This is a genomic window from Acinetobacter sp. FY731 (assembly GCF_059515905.1).
Window position 1 is genome coordinate 232,660 of sequence record NZ_JCAKNB010000003.1, and the last position, 23,254, is coordinate 255,913.

The window sequence follows — 23,254 nt, forward strand, 5'->3', positions numbered from 1 at the left end:
CTTATTGGATCCCCACATTTTCAAGTTGAATAGTTGTTTGCTCAACAACTTCAACGACTTCTTGAACTGGGATATAGCTATTAGCTAACCACGCCATGCTTGAATTTGAAATATCAAGGAATGTTTGTGGGAAGAGACCAAGCCATACAAGACCAAGAGCACATACTAGAAGAATAACAACTTCACGCGCATTTAAGTCTTTTAACGGACTTGCATAATGTTGTTTCTGCTCTTCATTTGGCGTACCAAATAATGCTTTGTGAATCAGGATTAAACCGTAAAGACCTGCAAACACTAAACTTATAGCAGCAATAATTGTGAATACTGGGAACTTAGCAAATGAACCCATAAGAATCAGGAATTCACCGATAAAGTTACCTAAACCTGGAATACCCACAAGTGCAGCAACGAAGAACATTAAGAAGAATGGTAAATATTGGAATTGACCACGAAGACCGCCCATCAAACGTAAATCACGTGTATTTAAACGTTCATACACTTGACCACACATAATGAACAATGCAGCAGATGACAAGCCATGTGCCAACATCATAATCATTAAGCCTTGGAACGTAAGAAGGTTACCTGCATAAATTGCAAGTAATACGAAGCCCATGTGCGAAATAGATGTATACGCAAGTAAGCGTTTCATATCTGTTTGTTGGAATGCACACCAAGCACCGTAGAAAATACCAACCAAACCTAAAATAATTGCGATATCTGCAAATTGTGCAGAAGCCGCTGGGAAGAATGGAATTACGAAGCGAAGTAAACCGTAAGCAGCAGTCTTAATTAAGATACCTGCAAGGTCAACAGAACCCGCTGTAGGCGCTTGAGCATGTGCATCTGGTAACCAACCATGTAATGGGAAAACTGGAAGTTTTACCGCAAAACCGATGAATAAACACACCATGAAGCCATACGCTAAAGCTGGGAAGTTTGCTTCTAAGTAATGAGCAGCAAGTAATAAATCATTATAGGCAAAGCTAATTTGACCTGTTACAGCAATCGCATTAAAGATCACAAGACCTAAAATACCAATCAACATAATCAAGCCAGCAACTTGTGTATAAATGAAGAATTTAGTTGCAGCATAAACACGTGACTTACCATTTGCTCCTGAATGACCCCAAAGTGCGATCAAGAAGTAAATAGGTACTAGCATCATCTCCCAGAAGAAGAAGAATAAGAACAAGTCAATTGCTAAGAATACGCCAATTACACCACCTAATGACCATAAAAGGTTTAAGTGGAAGAAGCCAACATTCTTCTGAATTTCACCCCATGAACAACCTACTGCAAGAATACCAAGTAATGCAGTTAAGCCCACCATAAGAAGTGAAAGACCATCCACGGCTAAGTGAATGTTAATGCCAAGGCTTTGAATCCAAGGTAGATTGAATTCTGCAGCCCATGTAGGAGTCTGTTGTAAACTAAAGTCATACCCACCTTGTGCCCAAAGCACAAGAGTGAGAATTAAAGTTACAATCATACCAATGAGTGCGATGTAACGTGGTAAGTGTTGATCAAGCTTATCAACTAACCAACATGCAAAACCTGCAATGAACGGTACAAGGATCAGTGCGGGTAAAATCCAATTGTTTGTGATTTCCATCTTATTTCCCCACAACCTGAGTCACGATCAAAATCATCAATAACACAATAATGCCTAAAGCCATGCTTGATGCATATTCGCGTAAAGAACCTGTTTGACGTGAACTTGTAAAGCTATTACCACCTTTCACAATAGCTGGTAGTACTAACCACAAACCATCAATTGGATCACGACCAACAAGCTTCGCGAAGAACAAATATGGTTTTACAAACACAAGGTCATATAACGCATCGAAACCAAGCGCATTGCGACAGATATTTACCAGACCAGCACCCAAGCAAGTACGTGTAAATGCTTGAACTGCTTTGTATGCAAAAGCAAATAAGATAATACCAACCACTAAACCTGTAAGTGCAATTGCAGTAGCGACATATTCAGCGCCATGTGCACCTGCTTCTAAAGCTTCAGGAATAATAAATGCAGGAATGTGAGCAGCATCTAGAATGCTCATTACAGGTGCTTTCAATACAATTGCAACACCAGTAGAAAGCACAGCAAGAATTGATAAAGGCAACCAGTAAGTTACACCTTTAATTTCATGGTATGCAGTTTTCTCTTCGCCAAAGAATACAACCCAAATTAAACGGAATGTATAAATAGACGTTAAGAATGCACCAGCAACACCTGCCCAATATAAGCAGTTGTAAAGTGGAATACCTGCAATATGACTTTGTGTCCAAACTGCAGCTAAGATTGCATCTTTAGAGAAGAAACCAATCGTTAAGAATGGAATCGCTGCCAATGCACCACCACCAATCGCGAAACAAGCAAATAAGAATTTATTACGCTTGAACAAACCACCCATTTTGAAAATGTTTTGTTCGTGATGGTAAGCAAGAATCACCGCACCTGAAGACAAGAATAATAATGCCTTGAAGAATGCGTGAGTAAGCATGTGGAATAGACCAGCTTGGTACGCTTCAGCACCAACAGCCATAAACATATAACCGAGCTGACTCATTGTTGAGTACGCCAAAATACGTTTGATGTCTGTTTGAACCAATGCAGCAAAACCAGCAACCAACAATGTCACCGCACCTGTAATAGAAATGAATAACATCACTTCTGGCGCAAGTTCAAATACTGAGAACATACGGCAACATAGGTAAACACCTGCTGTAACCATTGTTGCAGCATGGATCAATGCAGATACTGGTGTAGGACCAGCCATCGCATCTGCAAGCCAAGTTTGCAATGGAATTTGAGCAGATTTACCAGCAGCACCCAAGAACAACATTAAAGCTGTCCAAATGGTAATAGATGAACTTTGTGTCATCACATTTGCAGCGTTATCTACAATAAATTGTGTATTTAATGTACCGAATTGTTGATATAACAAAAACAATGCGATCAGTAAGAATACATCACCAACACGAGTTACAGTGAATGCTTTAATTGCAGCAAAACCGTTTGCAGGTGTTTGGTAGTAGTAACCAATAAGCAAGTATGAGCAAAGACCAACGCCTTCCCAACCCAAGAATAACAATGCTAAGTTGTCGCCTAATACAAGAAGCAACATGCTTGTTACGAATAAGTTGAAGTATGAGAAGAAACGTGCGAAGTCTTCTTCACCACGCATATACCATGATGCAAAGATGTGAATTAAGAAACCCACACCTGTGATCATGCCCATCATCAATAATGATAGACCGTCTAAATGTAAGCTAAATTCTGGTGCAAAACCTGCAACATTGAACCAAGTCCAAAGGTACTGAGTTGTTGCTACCGAGCCATTATTTACAAAGTCGACACCAGCAATAAGTGCAAATAAAGCTGAAAGTCCAACAGAACCCACACCAATAATTGCTGCAATATTTTCAGGAAGTTTGTTACGTCCTGCCGCTAAAAGGATAAAACCAATGAGCGGAAATAATACTGTTAAATATAAATAACTCATCCGCGCATCTCACTAGCAGCATCCACATCCAAATGATGGAAGCGATGGTAAAACTGAAGCACGATCGCAAGACCGATACACGCCTCTGCCGCAGCAAGCGTTAAGATCAAGATGAACATGATTTGACCATCTGGTTGTGCCCATGCACTACCTGCCAATACAAACGCCAAAGCAGCAGCGTTCATCATGATTTCAAGGCTCATTAAAATAAACAATAGATTGCGTCGAACCATTACACCGTAAAAACCAAGTGCAAAAAGAATGGTCGCAACGATCAAACCATGTTCTAAAGGGATGTGGCCCATTATTCTTTTTCCTCTTCAGCACTTGGATCACGTTTACCGATATGGAAAGCAGCAACTAATGCAGCTAACAATAACATTGCGGCAACTTCAACCAATAATAGGTAGTGAGTAAAGAGCGCTTGACCAACCGCTTTAGGACCAACAATTTCCTGTCCCATAAGCGCTACACTTTGTGTGTAGTCTGAACCAAGCATCCAAACAAGTAACAAGCCCATTAAGAAACTCATTAATGCCGGATAAGCCCATGCAGATGATGCCAACCATTTACTTTCTTGCTCAACGGTATGTTGACCAAGGTTAAGCATCATCACCACGAACACGAATAACACCATGATCGCGCCAGCATAAACAATAATTTCAAGCGCACCAGCAAATGGTGCACCAACAATCATGAACATACCTGCAACAGCAAGTAATGACACGATCAAGCTTAGTAAAGCGTGTACCGGGTTCGTGTTTGTTACAACACGAACTGTAGAGACAATGGCCACAAGTGCCATCAAGTAAAATGGCCACATCATGGTAATAGACTCCGTACATCAACTGGCGCACTTTCACGTTGCGCTTGACCTTTATCTTTACCAGCAACAGCCATACCTGTTACACGGTAGAAGTTATAGTCAGGATATTTACCAGGACCTGAGATAAGTAAGTTTTCTTTCTCATATACAAGGTCTTGACGCACATACTCACCTAATTCGAAATCAGGTGTCATTTGAATTGCAGTCGTTGGACATGCTTCTTCACACATACCGCAGAAAATACAACGCGAGAAGTTGATACGGAAAAACTCCGGATACCAACGACCATCTTCTTTTTCTGCTTTTTGTAGTGAAATACAACCTACTGGGCAAGCAACCGCACATAAGTTACAAGCAACACAACGCTCTTCACCATCTGGGTCACGTGTTAACACGATACGACCACGGAAACGTGGCGGTACGATATCTTCGGCTTTCACTTCCGGATATAAAATGGTGTCACGTTTACGTGTCACATGGCTAAATACCATGAATAACGAACGAACGATTGACCCAAATCCAGCTAGAAACTTAAACATTTTATTCTCCCTGCTGTCTTAGGCCTGATTCATTAGAATCACAGCACCAGTAACCAAAAGGTTTACCAATGCCAATGGCAAGCAAATTTTCCAACCAAAATTCATTACTTGGTCATAACGTGGACGCATTAATGAACCACGTGCCAATACAAACATCATTACAAAGAATGCTGTTTTAATAATGAACCAGAACGCAGCTGGAATGAATGGAATATCTAAGTTGAATGGCGCTAACCAACCACCAAAGAACAAAGTTACGATCAGTGCTGAAATAAGAACAACGTTTACATATTCTGCAACGAAGAACATACCCCATTTCATACCACCGTATTCTACGTGGTAACCTTCTGCCAATTCTTGTTCAGCTTCAGGTTGGTCAAATGGATGACGGTGAGTTACCGCAACACCTGCAACTACAAAGATTAAGAAACCTAAGAATTGAGGAATTACAAACCAAACATCTTTTTGAGCTTCTACAATTTCACGCATGTTAAATGAGCCTGCAATTGCAACCACACCCATAAGTGAAATACCCAAGAATACTTCGTAAGAAATAGTTTGAGCTGCAGAACGTAAACCACCAAGCAACGCATATTTGTTATTTGATGCCCAACCACCGAAAAGTACTGCATATACTGCAATACCCGCCATTGCCATAAAGAACAATAAGCCAATGCTCATATCTGCAACACCTAAATAAGGTGATACAGGAATAACCATGAACGATAGCACCGCAGTTGCCATCGCAACTGCTGGAGCCATACGGAATGTTAATTTGTCTGCGAATTTTGGTGTCCAGTCTTCTTTGAACATGATTTTAAGCATGTCGGCAACAATCTGGAACATACCACCTGGACCTACACGGTTCGGACCATAACGGTCTTGCCATAAGCCCAGTAAACGACGCTCAATAAACGACATCAAAGCTGCAATCAATACGACAACAAGTAAGATTACAATCGCTTGCAGAACTGAATAGGCAATTGGCCAGTTTTCAGCCCAAATCGGCGTTTGACGGATTAATTCTTGTTCCATGAATTACACTCCTACCGCGACTGAAACAGGCTCTGCAAGAGATACCGTTGGTGCTAGACCAATTGGGTAACCAATATAACCTGTTGGTAAGTATTCAATTACTTGCACAGGAAGAACAATTGAAGTTTCCCCTGCTTTAACAGTAATTGTTTGACCATCTTTCACATTTAAACGTGCAGCATCTTGCTCACCTACTGCAAATACCGCATCAGGAATACGCGATTCCATTGCAGGTGTTTTAACAGTAAATTCACCAGAACCAAAGATATGATGCATAGGTACAAGGCGGAAACTTTCAGCATTCACAAGCACAGGTGCTGGAGCTATGAAAGTACGCGCAGGACGTTTAGCCAAACGATCAAATAAACGAATACCTGAATCACCACCTTTCAATGAGCCACCCACTTTATCTTGGAATTTGTTCCAAGCTTGTGGAGAGTTCCAACCTGCAGACCATGCAAATGGTACAAGCGGAGATGGAGTTTGATTACCTACATAACCTTCCATAGAGAATGTTAATGCAGAATCTTTATCCGTAGGTTGTTTAGGCTCATGAATAGACAATGGCGCACGCATAGATGTACGACCTGAGTAACGACGTGGTTCACGCGCAACTTTAAGACCATGTACACGGAAGCCAGCATCTGGTGCTACATCTTGAATTGCTTCTAAAGCAGGTACGTTTTTCGCAACTGTTTCAATCACATCATCAAGAACAGTCCAAGAAATCGCTTTGCCTTTCACGCCTGTTTCTAAAGCGTGTAACCAGCGCCAAGATTCTTTGATTGCAAGTTCAGGTTTGTAGTAGCTTGGGTCATACACTTGGTAGAAACGTTGTGCACGGCCTTCTTGAGATACAACAGTACCATCACCTTCAGCGAAGCTTGCAGCAGAAAGAACAACAGATGCTTTCTTCACAGTTGCTGTTTCAGCATGATCAAGCACAATAACATCTTTCGCTTTTGCTAAAGCTGCATCTACTTGTTTCGCTGGTAAACGACGGTAAAGGTCATTTTCAACAACAATAATTGCATCATAATCTTGTGCAAATGCTTGCTCTAAGCTGTTACCACCTAAAATTGCTAAGCCCATTGAGTTCACTTCAGGAACAGTCAATGTAAGACCTGCATTACCAAGGTTCTGTGCAACTTGTGCAGCAGCTTCCATAATGGCAGCATCTTGTAAGCTTGTACCAGAGATAATCAATGGTTTTTTCGCAGCTTTTAATGTGTCAGCAATGGTTTGAGCAAATGCTTTCGCATCATCATCTAAACCAAGTATCGCTTCACCTTTCACGCCAGCAGCAACAGCAAAACCTAAACGTGCGATATCGTTAGGAGAAGCAACAACTTCACCTGCAGCAACATCAGCTAAACGTGTTTGCGTTGCAGCTAAAATGTAAATCGGAGATTTAGCATCTTGAGCAATACGTTGTACAGGCTCTGCCAACCATTCCTGAGTACGTTTCTCTGCTGCCATTTCTTTGCCTTTATTTTTCGCAGCTTGGCGAACAGATAAAGCCATACGTGGCGCAGTTTGAGTTAAGTCTTCACCCAGAATTAACACAGCATCATAGCTTTCAATTTCACGCATACCAGGGTTATAAACACCCTCTGTTTGCATAATTGAAGCAGCTAACTCAACAAGGCTTTGTTCTTTTTGAGACATACCTGTTGAATAGTTTTCTTGACCTACTAATTCACGAAGTGCGAAGTTAGATTCAAGAGATGCACGTGGTGAACCAATACCCAATACTTTTTTGCCTTGGATATTTTCAATTACCGTATCAAGCGCTTGATCTACAGAAACTGTAGTTACATTATCACCATTACGGAATTGTGGTTGACGAGGACGATCAGCTTTATTCACATAACCTGTACCGAAACGACCTTTATCGCATAGGAAGTATTGGTTTACTTCACCGTTGAAACGGTTTTCTACACGACGTAATTCACCATAACGCTCACCCGGTGAAATGTTACAACCTGAAGAACAGCCTTGGCATACGCTTGGCGCATACTGCATGTCCCATTTACGGTTATAGCGTTCAGAATGAGTTTTATCTGTGAATACACCTGTTGGGCATACTTCAGTCAAGTTACCAGAGAATTCAGATTCTAAAGTGCCTGATTCTGGACGACCAAAGTAAACACGTGAAGCATTTGCATACACGCCAAAGTCTGTACCACCGGCATAATCTTTGTAGTAACGAACACAACGGTAACATGCGATACAACGGTTCATTTCATGAGAAATGAATGAGCCTAGCTCTTGGTTGTAATGCGTACGTTTTGTGAAACGGTAGCGACGACGATCATGCTGTGTCATCACAGTCATATCTTGTAAATGACAATGACCACCTTCTTCACATACTGGACAGTCGTGTGGGTGGTTTGTCATTAAAAATTCAACAATAGAAGCACGGAAATCTTTTGCTTCTTTGTCTTCAATCGAAATATAGGTATTGTCAGACGCAGGCGTCATACATGACATAACCAAGCGACCACGTGTATCTTCCGGGTTCGCATATTGGGTCACAGCACATTGACGGCAAGAACCGACAGAACCTAAGGATGGATGCCAACAAAAGTATGGAATATCAATACCCAAAGACAAACATGCTTGTAGCAAGTTCTCTGAACCATCGACTTCATACGATTTGCCATCGACATGAATTGTAGCCATAGTCGAATTCCTTAAGCTTGTTCTACGTTGCTAATTTGAGCAGCAGCATTCACTACTTTTGCTTCAAATTCGCCACGGAAATGTTTGAGTGCGCCCATAAGCGGTTCCATCGCACCTGGTGCGTGAGCACAGAAAGTTTTACCAATCCAAAGCTTACGAGTTAGTTCTTGTAAGTGATCGATATCTTCTTTCTTACCTGTGCCATCTTCAAGTGCTTTAAGCGCTTTAACAGCCCAAGGTAAACCATCACGACATGGTGTACAGAAACCACAAGATTCACGTGCAAAGAATTCTTCTAAGTTACGTGTTGCCGAAACCATACATTGAGTTTGGTCAACAACCATCAACAAACAAGTTCCTAAACGAGAACCCGCTTTCATGATTGTTTCCGCATCCATTGGTAAATCGATATGTTCAGCAGCTAAGAAGTCAGTCGAAGCACCACCTGGTAACCATGCTTTAAGCGTTAAACCATCACGCATACCACCAGCATGATCTTCAATCACTTCGCGCGCAGTTGTACCAAATGGAAGTTCCCATAAACCTGGGAATTTAACTTTACCTGATGCACCGTAAATTTTCGTACCTGGATCTTTCGACTTACCTTCAGATAAACCGATGTACCATTCAGGACCACGAAGCATAATTGCAGGTAAGTTGTTGTACGTCTCTACGTTGTTTACGATAGTAGGACGACCCCAAGCACCAGCAACTTGTGGGAATGGTGGTTTAGTACGAGGGTTTGCACGACGACCTTCAAGCGAGTTAATTAATGCAGTTTCTTCACCACAAATATAACGACCCGCACCAGTATGTACGTGTAAATCAAAGTTCCAACCAGTACCTAGGATGTTTTCACCTAAGTAACCTTTTGCACGAATTTGCTCTAATGCTTCATTTAAATAAGCAGCAGCTTCGATGTATTCACCACGAATGAAGATATAACCTTGTGTTGCTTCAAGCGTATAGCCTGCAATCAACATACCTTCGATCAATTGATGTGGAAGCTTTTCCATCAACAAACGGTCTTTGAAAGTACCTGGTTCCATTTCATCGGCATTACAGATTAGGTAACGAGGACCACCATCATTTGGCGCCATCAATGACCATTTAATCCCCGCTGGGAAACCTGCACCACCACGACCTTTTACAGTTGCAGCTTTAATTACATCTAGTACTTCAGCAGGTTTCATGCCTAATGCTTTTTTAAAGCCTGCATAACCTTCTAAAGCTTCGTAATCGTCTGCACTGCGTACTGCTTCCTGTTTACTCAAGCGCCATGTTAATGGGTGAGTTTCTGGGTTGCCGTCGCCATAAATTGGTTTTGGTTCAGTATTCATACATACTTCTCCAATAACTGTTTAACTGAAGAAACTTCCACTAAACCGTGGGTATCTTCATTAATCATTAAGGTTGGACCTTTGTCACAGTTACCTAAACAACAAATTGGTAAAATAGTGAAACGACCATCAGCGGTTGTTTGACCAAATGAAATACCTAATTCGCGTTGAAAAGCTTCTGCTAAAGTTTCCGCGCCCATTAAGAAGCATGCAATTGAATCACATAATAAAATTACGTTGCGACCTACAGGTTGGCGATAAATGCGGTTATAGAAAGTAGCAACACCCTCTAAATCTGCAACTGTCATACTTAACATTTGAGCAATTGCATTCATTTGCGCATCATCTACCCAACCATTACGGCGTTGTACACACTTCAATGCATCTAAACATGCAGCACGTGGGTACGGATAGTGACCAATGTGGTGTTCGATGTCATGAATTTCTTCCGAAGTTAAAATTCCTTCAACCGTCACACGTGGTTTTTTATCTGTCAAAATCATCATAATGCGTTTACCCCTTAGCGATCCACGTCAGCCATTACGACGTCAATTGTCGCTAAATAAATGATTAAGTCAGACATTAAGCTGCCGTTAATCACAGAAGGCATTTGCTGTAAATGCGTGAAAGTTGGTGTACGAATACGAGTACGGTAACTCATTGTTGACTTATCAGAAGTCAAGTAGTAGTTAGACGCACCTTTTACCACTTCAGCCATTACAGATGCTTCACCTGCAGGCATTACAGGACCCCAAGATACGCTCAAGAAGTGCGTAATTAGAGTTTCAATATCTTGTAATGTCTTATCTTTTGGTGGTGGAACAGCCAGTGGATGATCTGCTTTATATGCACCAGAAGGCATGTTATCTAAACATTGCTTAATGATTTTTAGTGATTCTTCAATTTCACGGAAATGAACCATCACACGTGCATAAGCATCACCCTCGTACTCTAATGGCACATCGAAGTCGTAGTTTTCGTAACCGCTATACGGGCGATATTTACGAACGTCGAAATCGATACCAGTAGCACGTAAGCCTGTACCAGTTACACCCCAAGCCAATGCAGATTTTGCATCGTACTGAGCAACGTTACGAGTACGACCAATGAACACTGAGTTTTTCAATGCTGCTGTGTAGTATTCGTTCATACGCTTTGGCATCCAATCTAGGATTTCGCGAATGAGATGCTGCCAGTTGTTTGGAAGATCGTGTGCAGTACCGCCAATACGGAACCAAGCTGGGTGCATACGGTAACCAGTAATCGCTTCAATCGCATCATAGATTTTTTGACGGTCAGCGAACATATAGAATACTGGTGTCATACCACCAGCATCTTGAATTGCTGTACCAATAAACAATAAGTGGTTATTAATACGGAACAATTCAGACATCATTACACGGATACATTGCGCACGGTCAGGAACAGTAATTCCTGCCATTTGCTCCACACCCATTACATAAGGCATGTTTTGAGCACAACCACCTAGGTAGTCGACACGGTCTGTATACGGAATAAATGAATGCCAAGTTTGACGCTCAGCCATCTTTTCCACACCACGGTGGTGATAACCAATATCAGGCACACAGTCTTTTACTTCTTCGCCATCTAACTGCAAGACAATACGGAATGCACCGTGCGCAGATGGATGGTTAGGACCCAAGTTCAAGAACATGAAATCTTCATCGTCATTTCCACGTTTTAGACCCCAATCTTCGGGTACAAAACGCAAATGTTCTTGTTCGAAATCTTGTTTCGCTTGGTTTTGCATGTACGGTGTATATTCAGTCGCACGTGCAGAATATTCTTTACGAAGTGGGTGACCTTCCCAATATGTAGGTAACAAAATACGACGGAGCATTGGATGCCCTTCGAAATTAATACCAAACATATCGTAAGCTTCACGCTCGTACCAGTTGGCATTTGGCCAAATGTTCGTTGCAGTAGGAAGATTTACATCATTCTCACTTAACGCAACTTTAATACGAATATCACTATTTCGTTCTAACGATAACAAGTGATAGAACACTGTAAAGTCAGATGCAGGTAAACCGTCACGATGCGTACGTAAACGTTCATCTACCGCAGATAAGTCAAATAACATCACATAAGGACGTTCGACTTTGCGCAAGAACATTAAAACGTCTTGTACACGTGCGCGCTCAACCCAGACCGTTGGTAAATCTTCAAAAGTCGTTTGCACATAGAAGTTCTCACCAAATTTGGTTTTGAGCTCTTCTACAATTGCAAATGCAGGGCGTGAATCAACTGGAGTTGATTCTGGCATAGCAATGTCAGTTTCAGCCATTGGCTTGGCTTCCTATTTAATACAAATTCAGTCAACTTAAACGACAATTACACCCGTACGGGTGCATCAATAATTTGTCACTTAAATTATTTAATTTCATCCATCGAGCGTAAGTTTTTCACAGCAATACGTTGTGCATTCTTACGATCACGTTCTGGCATCATCTTTGGCTTATACACTGGCTTAAGATCATCACCAATCACCGCTGAAAGTGGGCGGCGCTCGAGTTGAATTTGGTCTTGTAACAACATTAATGCTTGGATTAATGCTTCAGGGCGTGGTGGGCAACCAGGTACATAGACATCAACTGGAATAATTTTATCTACGCCTTGCACAACTGAGTAGATATCGTACATACCACCCGAGTTTGCACAAGCACCCATTGAAATAACCCATTTTGGTTCAAGCATTTGTTCATATAAACGCTGAATTACTGGCGCCATCTTAACAAAGCAAGTACCTGCAACAATCATCAAATCGGCTTGACGTGGTGAAGCACGGATTACTTCGGCACCAAAACGTGACAAATCGTGCACGCCTGTTAACGTCGTTGCGTACTCTACGTAGCAACAAGATGTACCAAAGTTGAACGGCCAAACTGAGTTCTTACGTCCCCAGTTTACTGCTGTATGTGCCAAATCCTCTAAGCGAGTCATGAACACATTTTTATTCACTTCTTCTTCAAGCGGATCTGTAACGATTTGACGCTCTTGAAGTGGATATTGATCAGCATCCGGATTCGCACGGGTTAAGGTGTATTTCATCCCGTATTACTCCTTGTCAGATGATGCAGTCGGTGTTTTAGATTTCACACGACCAGAAGATTGCGCTGGAATTTGACCTGTAGGGTCTACTACCAACTCTTCAATTGAATTAAAGCGTGTAATTTCAGCTATATCCATATTAGGGGAACCAATTTTAGCTTTAATTCCTGCTGCTTTACGTTTATCAGATGGTGCCCAGTTAAGTGCGCCAGTTGAAAATTCGTAAATCAAACCGATAAGTAAAACTAAAATAAATACAGCTGCTGTAGCAAAACCAACCCACCCTACTTCACGGACTGAAGTAGACCATGCGTAGAGATAAAGCGCCTCTAAGTCGAAAACAACAAAGAAAATCGCGACTAAATAGAATTTAGCAGACAAGCGAATACGTGCACCACCGGCACCTACAACACCCGACTCGAATTGTTCTTGCTTAGCTCGCCCCCATGACTTACCCCCAAGGAGTAACGGGACAGTGAGCATAAAAACGCATAAAAATGTAACGCCGATCACGAAGGCAATAATTGCCCATTCGTATGGAGTAATGGCACTCATGCGGGGATAACTCCTGGCAGGCCTATTTATTAACAAAGAATGTATGTATTGGCCTTCAAATACACCAAACACAAAATTAATCCCGCCAATTGTACCTGATTTATGATTTCACTTGCTAGCTTATAACGCTTAGTCTTTTGGATGATTTTTTCATCATTTTCCATATTTTTAGAAAATTAAGCACAGTTATAAGGCTTTGAATCATTTCTATTCCTAAAAAAAATAATATGTAAATTAATTTTCACCACGTTAAAATTTGTATTTTTTAAGTAATATTATTAAATAATGATTTTAAAACCAACAAAAAGGTGGTTATCTTTAAATTAATTAATAATTATTCTCATTAAATAATAATTAATATTATTTTATTTTTTGTAATATTTTGAAAAACCACAATGAAACAGTTTAAATCTTAAGTATAAATGTGCTATTTCTATATCAATCAATTAATAATCAAACAATAAGGGCGAAAATACATGAAGTTAGATATTTCTTATAAACCAAACTATTTTTTATACGCGCAGCTAATTATTCGCCATGTTGAAAACTACATTAGCAAGCATCCAGATGCAGAAAATGCAATTTTTGATTTACGTGATATTTATGAATTGTTCCGTCATGATAAAGCATCATCTACCACCAACTTAGATGGCATTCTAAATATTGCTGATGAATATAAAGTTGAAACGCTAAATGGTGATAAAAAACTCATTAGCAAATATGCTATTAATATCTCCGACAACTCACTACTCATCGATTTTGACCCCGATGCACTTCAGGCAATTAAAGATGGTAAAAAAATTATTGTTCCTGACGCAACAATTACAGAGTAAATAGTGAAAATAAAAAAGCGTGCTTCTATAGCACGCTTTTTTATTTCAAAAATATCATTCGCTTTTAAAATTTAGCTTTTGCGATCTAATAAAAATTTTGAAATTGATACCAATTCTTCAGCAGAATCACCAAAATACTCTAGTGTTGCAAAAGCCTGATCATGTAATTGTTTCGCATATTTAATAGCTTGATCTAAGCCCATAAGTGCAGGATAAGTTGATTTCTCCACCAATTCATCTTTACCTGCGGTTTTACCAAGCACTTCCGTTTCAGCAGTAATATCTAAAATATCATCTTGAACCTGAAAAGCTAAACCAATTGATTGCGCATATTCACGCAGCTTCGGAAGTGCAACATCCACTCCTTCAAAAATAGTCACAGCAGACATCATGACTGCTGCTGAAATCAGTGCACCAGTTTTATTGCGATGAATATTTTCCAAAGCATTCTGATCTACACGCTTCCCTTCTGCTTGTATATCTAAAACCTGACCACATACCATTTTAGAAGATGCTGTTGCCAAAATTTGCATTTGCTTCAAAACAATTGATGCATCTACAGCAGGTCCTTGATCAAACAAACGACTACCTAAAATCTCAAATGCCATAGATTGTAAAATATCACCTGCAAGCAAAGCAGTATCTTCACCATAAGCAACATGACACGTTGGCTGACCACGACGTAATAAATCATTATCCATACAAGGTAGGTCATCATGCGCTAATGAATAACAGTGAATAAGTTCTACAGCCACAGCAGCACGACGCACTGCCGCATAATTTGAGTTTGGCTTTATCGCTGCTGTTGCATACACCAAAGCAGGCCTAACACGCTTACCACCCAACATAACAGCATGATGCACAGCCCCTTTGAGAGGTTCAGGAATCGCAAATGCATCCAAAGCTGTTAATAAATCTTGCTGAATGCGCTGCTGTGCTGCGGAAAGTACATTATTCTGTATATCTGTTGATGATGACACGTGAGCCTCTATCGTTTTATAAATCCAGATGTAAATTAACTACTTTCAATATAGTCAACTTAACTGCTGGCTATTGTACATATAAATAGATCTTCTTACCCTTTTTTTGCGACATTCACCATGGACTTATCTACTCACTTTTTATTTTAAACTTGGTAAATAAAAACACCCCTATTTAAGAGGTGTTTGTATTTTCTAAACAACTACTTATTTCAAACTATCAGCAGGAATTCGAACCCAACCCTCCATTAAAACTCGAGCACTTCGACTCATGACTGCTTTTTTAACAATCCATTGACCATTTTCTTGCAATACCTGCGCTCCAACACGCAATGTCCCAGATGGATGACCAAACCGTACAGCTTCTCTTGCACCACCACCTGCAGCTAAATTTACTAATGTCCCAGGTATTGCAGCAGCAGTACCTATTGCAACAGCAGCAGTTCCCATCATCGCGTGATGAAGTTTCCCCATAGACAGAGCACGCACAAGTAAATCTACATCTTGAGCCTCAACAACCTTAGCACTTGAAGATGTATACGTTTTAGGAGGTGATACAAATGCTATCTTAGGTGTGTGTTGACGAGTTACTGCTTCAGAAACATCTTGAATTAAACCCATGTGTTTTGCACCATAAGCACGAATGATTTCTAATTTTTCTAATAATTTCCCATCACTATTAATCACATCTTGTAATTCTGTTCCATCAAAACCAAGTTCTGTTGCATTTAAAAATATTGTAGGAATACCGGCATTAATAAAAGTCGCTTGATATTTTCCAACGTTGGGAACATCTAAAGTATCGACTAAATTTCCTGTTGGAAACATCGCCCCCCCATCTTCACCATCATCGGCGGGATCTAAAAATTCAATTTGCACTTCTGCAGCTGGGAACGTCACTCCATCTAACTCAAAGTCACCCGTTTCTTGAACCTGCCCATTAGTTATTGGTATATGAGCTATAATTGTTTTTTCAATATTCTTTTGCCAAATATGTACAGTACAAATACCATTTTCTGGAATTTTACTCGAATCAACCAAACCATTGCTAATAGCAAAAGCACCCACTGCCGCAGTTAAGTTACCGCAATTACCACTCCAATCAACAAAGGGCTTATCTATAGCAACCTGACCAAACAAATAATCAACATCATGATGGGGTTGCGTACTTTTTGATAAAATAACCGTTTTACTTGTGCTTGAGGATGCCCCACCCATGCCATCTATTTGTTTTCCATACGGATCTGGACTACCAATAACACGTAGTAAAACTTGATCTCTTAACTTTCCTGCAATTTGAGCTTCTGTAGGTAAATCATCTAATTTAAAAAACACCCCTTTACTTGTACCGCCACGCATGTAAGTTGCTGGAATTTTAATTTGTGCTGCAAAACTCATTTTAATATCCTTTAGAACTTTATAATTACAGTTTTTCCTTTTTTCAGAACAAGCATATCGTGTTTTTAATTTTGTTGTATGCATACAGTACTTAAGTATAAAAAAACAACATACTCAAAAAAAAATTTGACCATTTTTTTGGTGATTTAAACCCATGGTTAAATTTATTTAATTGATTATATTGTATTTTTTAAACACTTCATTTATAAATATTTTTCATCAATATCATAACTTTAGTTCACTTTTAGCGTTGTACTAGGCTAAACGCAATCGATCTATTACAATCTCAACACTTATTCATCGTCGGGCTGAAAAACTTGAATAAAAATACTACTGAACTTCAGCGTGGCTTAAAGAACCGTCATATCCAATTAATTGCCATGGGTGGTGCAATTGGTACGGGCTTATTCTTAGGCTCCGCTCACGTCATTCAATCCGCTGGTCCATCAATTATTTTGGGTTATGCGATTGGTGGCTTAATCGCGTTTTTAATTATGCGTCATTTAGGCGAAATGATTGTCCATGAACCTGTTGCAGGCTCGTTTAGTCACTTTGCTTATAAATATTGGGGTAAATTCCCTGGTTTCCTTGCTGGTTGGAACTACTGGATTCTTTACATTCTTGTGGCAATGACCGAATTAACCGCTGTCGCAAAATATATTAATTACTGGTGGCCTCATATTCCTGCATGGGCTTCGGTTTTATTCTTTTTTATCGTGATTACACTTGTTAACTTAGGCAATGTAAAGTTCTACGGTGAATCTGAGTTCTGGCTTTCTATTATTAAAGTCACTGCCGTTGTAGCTATGATCATCTTTGGTTTATATCTAATCTTTACTGCAGGACCAGACTCAACTGCATCATTTAGCAACCTTTGGACTCAGGGCGGTTTCTTCCCGCATGGCTTTGAAGGCTTATTCTATATGCTGGCTTTCTTGATGTTTGCTTTTGGTGGTATTGAGCTAATTGGTATGGCTGCAGCAGAAGCTGAAAACCCAGAAAAAACCATTCCTAAAGCAATTAACCAAGTTGTGCTCCGTATTCTTGTGTTCTATGTCGGCTCACTAACTATTCTTTTATCTCTTGTGCCATGGAATCATTTAGAACTTGGTGGTTTAGACAAAAGCCCATTTGTGATGATTTTTAGTCAACTAGGAATTGGTTGGGCAGCTCACCTACTTAACTTTATTATTTTAACAGCAGCTCTTTCTGTTTATAACAGTGGTATGTATGCAAACAGTCGTATGCTTTTTGGCTTAGCAAAACAAGGAAATGCTCCTCAAATTTTTGCAAAAGTAAGTAAACAAGGTGTTCCTGTTCCTGCTGTCTTATTCTCTGCGCTCCTTATTTTTGGTTGTGTATTACTTAACTATTTCGCTCCAGAAGAAGCATTAAGCAACTTAATTTATATTGTTGTTGGTGCGCTAGTTTTAAACTGGGCAATGATCTGCTTAACACACTTAAAGTTCAAACAAGCAATGAACAAAGAAGCTACGGTTTCTAAATTCCCTGCTCTTTGGTCTCCTGCAAGTAATTACCTTGTTTTAGCATTCATTGGCGTGGTGTTATACATCATGTGGACACAAGGTCTTATGGGTGCAGTAATCATGATTCCAGTTTGGATTATGATTATGTTTATTCTATTTAAACTCTTATATAGAAAAGCTTAATTTTTATAAAAGTTATCACCTCGGTGGTAACTTTTTTATTTCTTTTATAAAATCTTTATTATTGCGCCCTTAGCTTAACTGGATAGAGCAGTTGCCTCCTAAGCGACCGACGTGGGTTCGAGTCCCGCAGAGCGCACCATCATTAATTTATTTTAATAAATAATATTTCACATAAAAATTATCTCTTTCTTGAAACCTCGCATCAAAATGTGACATATACATCATTTAAACGCACCTTAAAAATACATTTACAACAATTTTAATATTTTTTTTCTTTTTTTGCGACCATATAGTTCAAAAAATAAACTATTAAAATTCAATAATTAAGATACAAAACACACAAAAAAAATAGAGCTTAAACTCTAACATGCGCACAAAACACCCAATAAAATTTTTATAGAGTATTTACTCTTATTTTAATTGTGATATTTTTGTCGCATGGAGTAACTTTTGATTACGGTTTGTAAAGGCCGTTATCTCCAATCACCACAAACTAAACAACAAAGTGATGAGTATTACATTCAAGGGATAATGAACAATGAAATTAAAAACTCTTAGCACAGCAATGATTCTTGCAACTGTACCAATGACTGGTGCTTTTGCAGCAGCAATGGATCGCTCTGGTCAATCAATTTCGGCTTTTTTACAACCTGGAAACTATGCTGAAGCAGGTTTAATGATTTTAGACCCAAATGTTTCAGGTACTGCTTCTACAACACTAGGTGGTAAAAATACTGGCGACATGGCTTCAAGCTATCACTCAGCTTCTGCTGCTTTAAAAATCCAAGCGACTGATAATATTTCTGTTGGTTTATTATTTGACCAACCATTTGGTGCAAAAGCTGAGTATGATTTATCAAGTTCTGCCTTTTCACTCGATGGCGAAGGTACTTCTGCCGAAGTAACAACTGAAAACCTAACGTTGCTCGTTGGCTTCCAACCAAATGCGAATTGGAATTTTTATGCAGGCCCAGTATGGCAACAAGCGAAAGGTGATGTTCATTTACGAGGCTCTGCATATAGCGTACTTGGTGGAGCAGGTCTAGATAACCGTTACAATGCAACAATGAAAAATAATGATGCTTGGGGTTGGGCAGCAGGTTTTGCTTATCAAATTCCAGAAATCGCGTTAAAGGCATCCCTTACATACCGATCAAAAATCAAACATAATTTAGATTCGCAAGAAACATTTGGTACTTCATCATCACAGATTTTACTTCCTGTCGCCCCTGGTAATGCCGCAATTACACAAGGTAGTACTGAAGTTAAAACCCCTCAATCTGTAAACCTAGACCTCCAATCCGGTATAGCTGAGAATACAGTTGCATTTGCCAATATACGTTGGGTAAATTGGGATGGTTTTGCTATTCGCCCTCATGCTTTTGGTCAAGCAACTGCAACCTTACTACAAAAGCACGTAAATCTTGTCGAATATAATAAAGACCAATGGACTATCAATGCAGGCGTAGGTCGTAAATTTTCAGAAAAATGGGGTGCTAACGTATCTGTAGGCTGGGATTCTGGCGCTGGCGACCCTGTAACAACTCTTGGACCCACTAAGGGCTATTGGAGTCTTGGTTTAGGTGGTCAATATAGTCCAGCTGAAAACTATTTCGTACAAGCTGGTATTAAATATTTCTGGCTAGGAAATACTGATGCATTAACTGCAAATTCTCCTTATGTAGGTACATTCAAAGATAACCATGCAATTGGTTATGGCTTGAAATTTGGTTATAAATTCTAATTAAATATAAATCATTAAAAAGACCATTCACTTGAATGGTCTTTTTATTGTTTAAATTTTAATACCTATACAGCCATATTTTAATTGTTGATTTTTCAATCAAATAAACTCAATAACAAACAAATTCAATAATCATATAATTTTATCGAATAATCATAAACATAGCTTTATTTTTTAGGTCTTTTACTCTAGTTGAGCTAAATTTTGATCTCTTAAGTCAATATCTTTTAGCAAACCGAGTATTTACTCTTTTTTTATTTATGTTACTTTTCCACCACATTTAGTTACAAACAGCATCAGGGAAGACCATGAAGCTCAACAAAATTTATATTGCACTTACACTAATAACACTCCCACCATGCACAATGGCTGCAGGTTTAGACCGTTCAGGTCAATCTATTTCTGCATTTTTACAACCAGGAAATTATGCTGAAGCAGGTCTTTCTGTATTAGACCCAACTGTAAAAGGCACTGATAACAGCCCAAATAAAAATAAAGTAAGTGACATGGGTGATGACTATGTTTTTGCTTCTGCTGCTGTAAAAGTTCAAGCAACAGATAAAATTTCTTTTGGTCTATTATATGACCAACCTTTTGGTGCAGATGCTCAATATGCTGTAGATGGCTCAATTTTCAACAATGGTACTGAAGGAACTAGTGTAAAAGTTCGTACAAATAACATTACAGCTTTAGTTGGCTACCAACCAACTGAGAACTGGAATTTCTATGCTGGTCCAGTATGGCAAACCGTAAAAGCCGATATTTCGTTACGTGGTGCAGCATATGGATCAAATCCATCTCAAACACTTAGCGGTTATAACATCCAAGTAGACCAAAAAGAGGCTTATGGCTGGGCAGCTGGTTTTGCATATTCAAAACCTGAAATTGCTTTAAAAGCTGCGGTTACCTACCGCTCAGAAATCGAACATAATGCTACATCTACAGAAACTCATAATTTAAGCCCTGCATTCACAACAATTTCGAATATTAAAGCTGTTACACCTCAGTCTGTAAATATTGACTTACAAACTGGCATTTCACAAAATACTTTAGTTTTTGCTAATTTACGTTGGGTACACTGGGATCAATTTGTTGTTAGCCCAAATAAGTTAAGTGAGTTTGGTCAAGATCTTATTTCTTATTCAGATGACCAATATTCCGCAACTATTGGTGCATCACACAAATTTAATAGTAAATGGGCTGCAACTGCAGCTGTAGGTTATGACTCTGGTGCAGGCAACCCTGTTACTACACTTGGTCCAACTGAAGGCTATTGGAGTGTTGGTTTAGGTGGTCAATATAGCCCTGCTGAAAATTACTTTATTCAAGCTGGTGTTAAATACTTCTGGTTAGGTGATGCAACTGCACGTACAGGTACAACAGACGTTGGTGAGTTTACCAATAACCATGCAATAGGTTACGGTATGAAAATTGGTTACCGTTTCTAATTTTCAATATAAAAAAGGCGCTTAATGCGCCTTTTTTATTGCTTTATTTGTATAAATTAAGCAGGAATATCACGGTTTGATGCATTACGAATGGCTTCTTTCAATGCGGCATAACCATTTATTGGTGGAAATTGAGGAAATTCCGCTATTACATTTTCAGGTGCATCAAAGAAGAAACCCGCATCTGCTTCACCAAGCATAGTCGTATCATTATAAGAATCACCTGCTGCAATTACACGGAAATTTAGACCATGTAATGCTTGAACCGCCTTACGTTTTTGATCTGGTTGACGAAGTTTATAATTTGTAATAACGCCACTTTCATTGGTTTCTAATTTATGACAGAAAATTGTCGGCCAACCCAATTGCTTCATTAATGGATGAGCAAACTCATAAAAAGTATCGGACAAAATAATCAGCTGAAAGTGTGTACGCACCCACTCTACAAATTCTTTCGCACCTTCAAAAGGTCCCATTTCTGCAATCACATCTTGAATATCATTTATGCCTAAACCATGCTCTTTTAAAATATTCAAGCGCTGTGTCATTAACACATCATAATCTGGAATATCACGTGTTGTTGCCTCTAGTTCTTTAATTCTAGTTTTCTTTGCAAAATTAATCCAAATTTCTGGAACTAAAACTCCTTCTAAATCAAGACAAACAACTTCCATGGTATTCCCCTCTTCTCTGTTTAAAAAATTTTCACTATCATAGCCGAATGCATGTAAATACGGTGATGATTTTTAAATCTATTTTCTTCATAAGTATTTATTTTTTAGTGATAAGTCTACAAATTCATTTCTATTAAAATACCTGCGAAATAAATTAATATAGGTTTAGATGTACCAAGCCTATAGCCAGGATACTCATGACAACTATTCCCACAATCAATATTATCGATGCGCTAGCATTAGAATATGCAGATAAATCTCCTAACGAAATTTTAGAACTTGCACTAAACCAAGAAGGTGAAATTGCAATTTCATTTTCAGGTGCTGAAGATGTTGTATTAATTGATATGGCATCTCACTTAGGGAAGCCTTTTCGTGTATTTAGCTTAGATACAGGTCGCCTACATGCAGAAACTTATCAATTTATTGATCAAGTTCGCAAACACTATAAAATTGATATTGAAATTTGTTTTCCTGAAGCAGAAGCTATTCAAAACTTAGTCACAACTAAAGGCTTTTTCAGTTTTTATCAAGATGATCACAAAGAATGTTGTGGTATTCGTAAAGTTCAACCTTTGCGTAAAAAGCTTGCAACTTTAGATGGCTGGATTACAGGTCAGCGTAAAGATCAAAGCCCAGGGACACGTACAGAAATTCCTGTTATTCAGCATGATATTGGTTTTTCAGGAGATGGAAAACAGCTTATTAAGTACAACCCTCTAGCGAATTGGACAAGTGCCGATGTTTGGAACTATATCCGTATGATGGAAATTCCATACAATCCACTACATGAACGTGGTTTTACTTCAATTGGCTGTGAACCATGTACACGTGCTGTACTACCAAATCAACATGAGCGTGAAGGTCGTTGGTGGTGGGAAGAAGCAACGCATAAAGAATGTGGTCTACATTCAGGTAATCTCAAAAAATAACACCAAAAAAA

The 23,254-nt window shown here is 39.2% G+C and carries 20 protein-coding genes and 1 tRNA gene; 6 read left to right on the forward strand and 15 right to left on the reverse strand.

Annotation, left to right across the window (positions count from 1 at the left end):
* Position 1: 1 nt before the first annotated feature.
* From nuoM to ndhC, 12 genes are all read right to left on the reverse strand, one after another.
* Positions 2 to 1,609, reverse strand: a complete 1,608-nt coding sequence (gene nuoM / locus AC5YC8_RS05255) for an NADH-quinone oxidoreductase subunit M (RefSeq protein WP_496116600.1) — start codon at positions 1,607 to 1,609, stop codon at positions 2 to 4.
* 7 nt (positions 1,610 to 1,616) lie between these two features.
* On the reverse strand, positions 1,617 to 3,512 hold the full coding sequence (gene nuoL, locus AC5YC8_RS05260; RefSeq protein WP_496116511.1) for an NADH-quinone oxidoreductase subunit L: 1,896 nt from the start codon (positions 3,510 to 3,512) through the stop codon (positions 1,617 to 1,619).
* Positions 3,509 to 3,817 (reverse strand): NADH-quinone oxidoreductase subunit NuoK, encoded by a 309-nt coding sequence (nuoK, locus tag AC5YC8_RS05265; RefSeq protein ID WP_154772525.1) that lies wholly within the window; start codon positions 3,815 to 3,817, stop codon positions 3,509 to 3,511. Before nuoK ends, nuoL begins: the two co-directional genes overlap by 4 nt.
* Positions 3,817 to 4,335 carry an NADH-quinone oxidoreductase subunit J gene (gene nuoJ, locus AC5YC8_RS05270; protein WP_496116601.1) on the reverse strand — a complete coding sequence of 173 codons (519 nt, stop codon included), beginning with the start codon at positions 4,333 to 4,335 and terminating at the stop codon, positions 3,817 to 3,819. The genes nuoK and nuoJ overlap by 1 nt, the downstream gene beginning before the upstream one ends.
* Positions 4,335 to 4,877 carry an NADH-quinone oxidoreductase subunit NuoI gene (gene nuoI, locus AC5YC8_RS05275; RefSeq protein WP_496116512.1) on the reverse strand — a complete coding sequence of 181 codons (543 nt, stop codon included), beginning with the start codon at positions 4,875 to 4,877 and terminating at the stop codon, positions 4,335 to 4,337. The genes nuoJ and nuoI overlap by 1 nt, the downstream gene beginning before the upstream one ends.
* Positions 4,878 to 4,895: 18 nt before the next feature.
* The gene (gene nuoH, locus AC5YC8_RS05280) at positions 4,896 to 5,912 is read right to left on the reverse strand and encodes an NADH-quinone oxidoreductase subunit NuoH (protein WP_496116513.1); all 1,017 of its coding nucleotides are present in this window, start codon (positions 5,910 to 5,912) and stop codon (positions 4,896 to 4,898) included.
* 3 nt (positions 5,913 to 5,915) lie between these two features.
* A complete protein-coding gene (gene nuoG, locus AC5YC8_RS05285; RefSeq protein WP_496163795.1) occupies positions 5,916 to 8,597 on the reverse strand; it encodes an NADH-quinone oxidoreductase subunit NuoG in 2,682 nt (893 codons plus the stop codon).
* 11 nt (positions 8,598 to 8,608) lie between these two features.
* Positions 8,609 to 9,937 (reverse strand): NADH-quinone oxidoreductase subunit NuoF, encoded by a 1,329-nt coding sequence (gene nuoF, locus AC5YC8_RS05290; protein ID WP_496116515.1) that lies wholly within the window; start codon positions 9,935 to 9,937, stop codon positions 8,609 to 8,611.
* Positions 9,934 to 10,443: an NADH-quinone oxidoreductase subunit NuoE gene (gene nuoE, locus AC5YC8_RS05295; protein WP_496116517.1), complete on the reverse strand. Its 510-nt coding sequence runs from the start codon at positions 10,441 to 10,443 to the stop codon at positions 9,934 to 9,936. The genes nuoF and nuoE overlap by 4 nt, the downstream gene beginning before the upstream one ends.
* Positions 10,444 to 10,457: 14 nt before the next feature.
* The gene (gene nuoC / locus AC5YC8_RS05300) at positions 10,458 to 12,245 is read right to left on the reverse strand and encodes an NADH-quinone oxidoreductase subunit C/D (protein ID WP_496163796.1); all 1,788 of its coding nucleotides are present in this window, start codon (positions 12,243 to 12,245) and stop codon (positions 10,458 to 10,460) included.
* 86 nt (positions 12,246 to 12,331) lie between these two features.
* Positions 12,332 to 13,009 carry a NuoB/complex I 20 kDa subunit family protein gene (locus AC5YC8_RS05305; RefSeq protein WP_496116519.1) on the reverse strand — a complete coding sequence of 226 codons (678 nt, stop codon included), beginning with the start codon at positions 13,007 to 13,009 and terminating at the stop codon, positions 12,332 to 12,334.
* Positions 13,010 to 13,015: 6 nt separating this feature from the next.
* The gene (ndhC, locus tag AC5YC8_RS05310) at positions 13,016 to 13,564 is read right to left on the reverse strand and encodes an NADH-quinone oxidoreductase subunit A (protein WP_496116520.1); all 549 of its coding nucleotides are present in this window, start codon (positions 13,562 to 13,564) and stop codon (positions 13,016 to 13,018) included.
* A gap of 476 nt (positions 13,565 to 14,040) precedes the next feature.
* Between ndhC and AC5YC8_RS05315 the strand changes: the two genes are divergently transcribed.
* Positions 14,041 to 14,397: a hypothetical protein gene (locus AC5YC8_RS05315; protein WP_496116521.1), complete on the forward strand. Its 357-nt coding sequence runs from the start codon at positions 14,041 to 14,043 to the stop codon at positions 14,395 to 14,397.
* A 71-nt stretch (positions 14,398 to 14,468) separates the two neighbouring features.
* Here the strand turns inward: AC5YC8_RS05315 and AC5YC8_RS05320 are convergent, their stop codons facing one another.
* Together AC5YC8_RS05320 and prpF are read right to left on the reverse strand one after the other, a co-directional pair.
* Positions 14,469 to 15,377, reverse strand: coding sequence for a polyprenyl synthetase family protein (locus tag AC5YC8_RS05320; protein WP_496163797.1), 909 nt, complete (start codon positions 15,375 to 15,377; stop codon positions 14,469 to 14,471).
* Positions 15,378 to 15,584: 207 nt separating this feature from the next.
* Positions 15,585 to 16,775 carry a 2-methylaconitate cis-trans isomerase PrpF gene (prpF, locus tag AC5YC8_RS05325; protein ID WP_496163798.1) on the reverse strand — a complete coding sequence of 397 codons (1,191 nt, stop codon included), beginning with the start codon at positions 16,773 to 16,775 and terminating at the stop codon, positions 15,585 to 15,587.
* A gap of 317 nt (positions 16,776 to 17,092) precedes the next feature.
* On the opposite strand from prpF, the gene AC5YC8_RS05330 reads away from it, so the two are divergent.
* The 4 genes from AC5YC8_RS05330 to AC5YC8_RS05345 all read left to right on the forward strand — a co-directional run bounded on the left by AC5YC8_RS05330 (position 17,093) and on the right by AC5YC8_RS05345 (position 21,637).
* Positions 17,093 to 18,445, forward strand: coding sequence for an amino acid permease (locus tag AC5YC8_RS05330; protein WP_496116526.1), 1,353 nt, complete (start codon positions 17,093 to 17,095; stop codon positions 18,443 to 18,445).
* Positions 18,446 to 18,508: 63 nt separating this feature from the next.
* A tRNA-Arg gene (locus AC5YC8_RS05335) sits at positions 18,509 to 18,584 on the forward strand.
* Positions 18,585 to 18,983: 399 nt separating this feature from the next.
* Positions 18,984 to 20,189: an OmpP1/FadL family transporter gene (locus AC5YC8_RS05340; RefSeq protein WP_496163799.1), complete on the forward strand. Its 1,206-nt coding sequence runs from the start codon at positions 18,984 to 18,986 to the stop codon at positions 20,187 to 20,189.
* Between the two features lie 308 nt (positions 20,190 to 20,497).
* Positions 20,498 to 21,637 carry an OmpP1/FadL family transporter gene (locus AC5YC8_RS05345; protein ID WP_496163800.1) on the forward strand — a complete coding sequence of 380 codons (1,140 nt, stop codon included), beginning with the start codon at positions 20,498 to 20,500 and terminating at the stop codon, positions 21,635 to 21,637.
* Positions 21,638 to 21,693: 56 nt separating this feature from the next.
* Here the strand turns inward: AC5YC8_RS05345 and thrH are convergent, their stop codons facing one another.
* A complete protein-coding gene (thrH, locus tag AC5YC8_RS05350) occupies positions 21,694 to 22,311 on the reverse strand; it encodes a bifunctional phosphoserine phosphatase/homoserine phosphotransferase ThrH (RefSeq protein ID WP_496163801.1) in 618 nt (205 codons plus the stop codon).
* A 197-nt stretch (positions 22,312 to 22,508) separates the two neighbouring features.
* On the opposite strand from thrH, the gene AC5YC8_RS05355 reads away from it, so the two are divergent.
* Entirely contained in the window at positions 22,509 to 23,243 is a 735-nt protein-coding gene (locus AC5YC8_RS05355; RefSeq protein ID WP_496116531.1) for a phosphoadenylyl-sulfate reductase, read from the forward strand.
* The last annotated feature ends 11 nt before the right edge of the window (positions 23,244 to 23,254 follow it).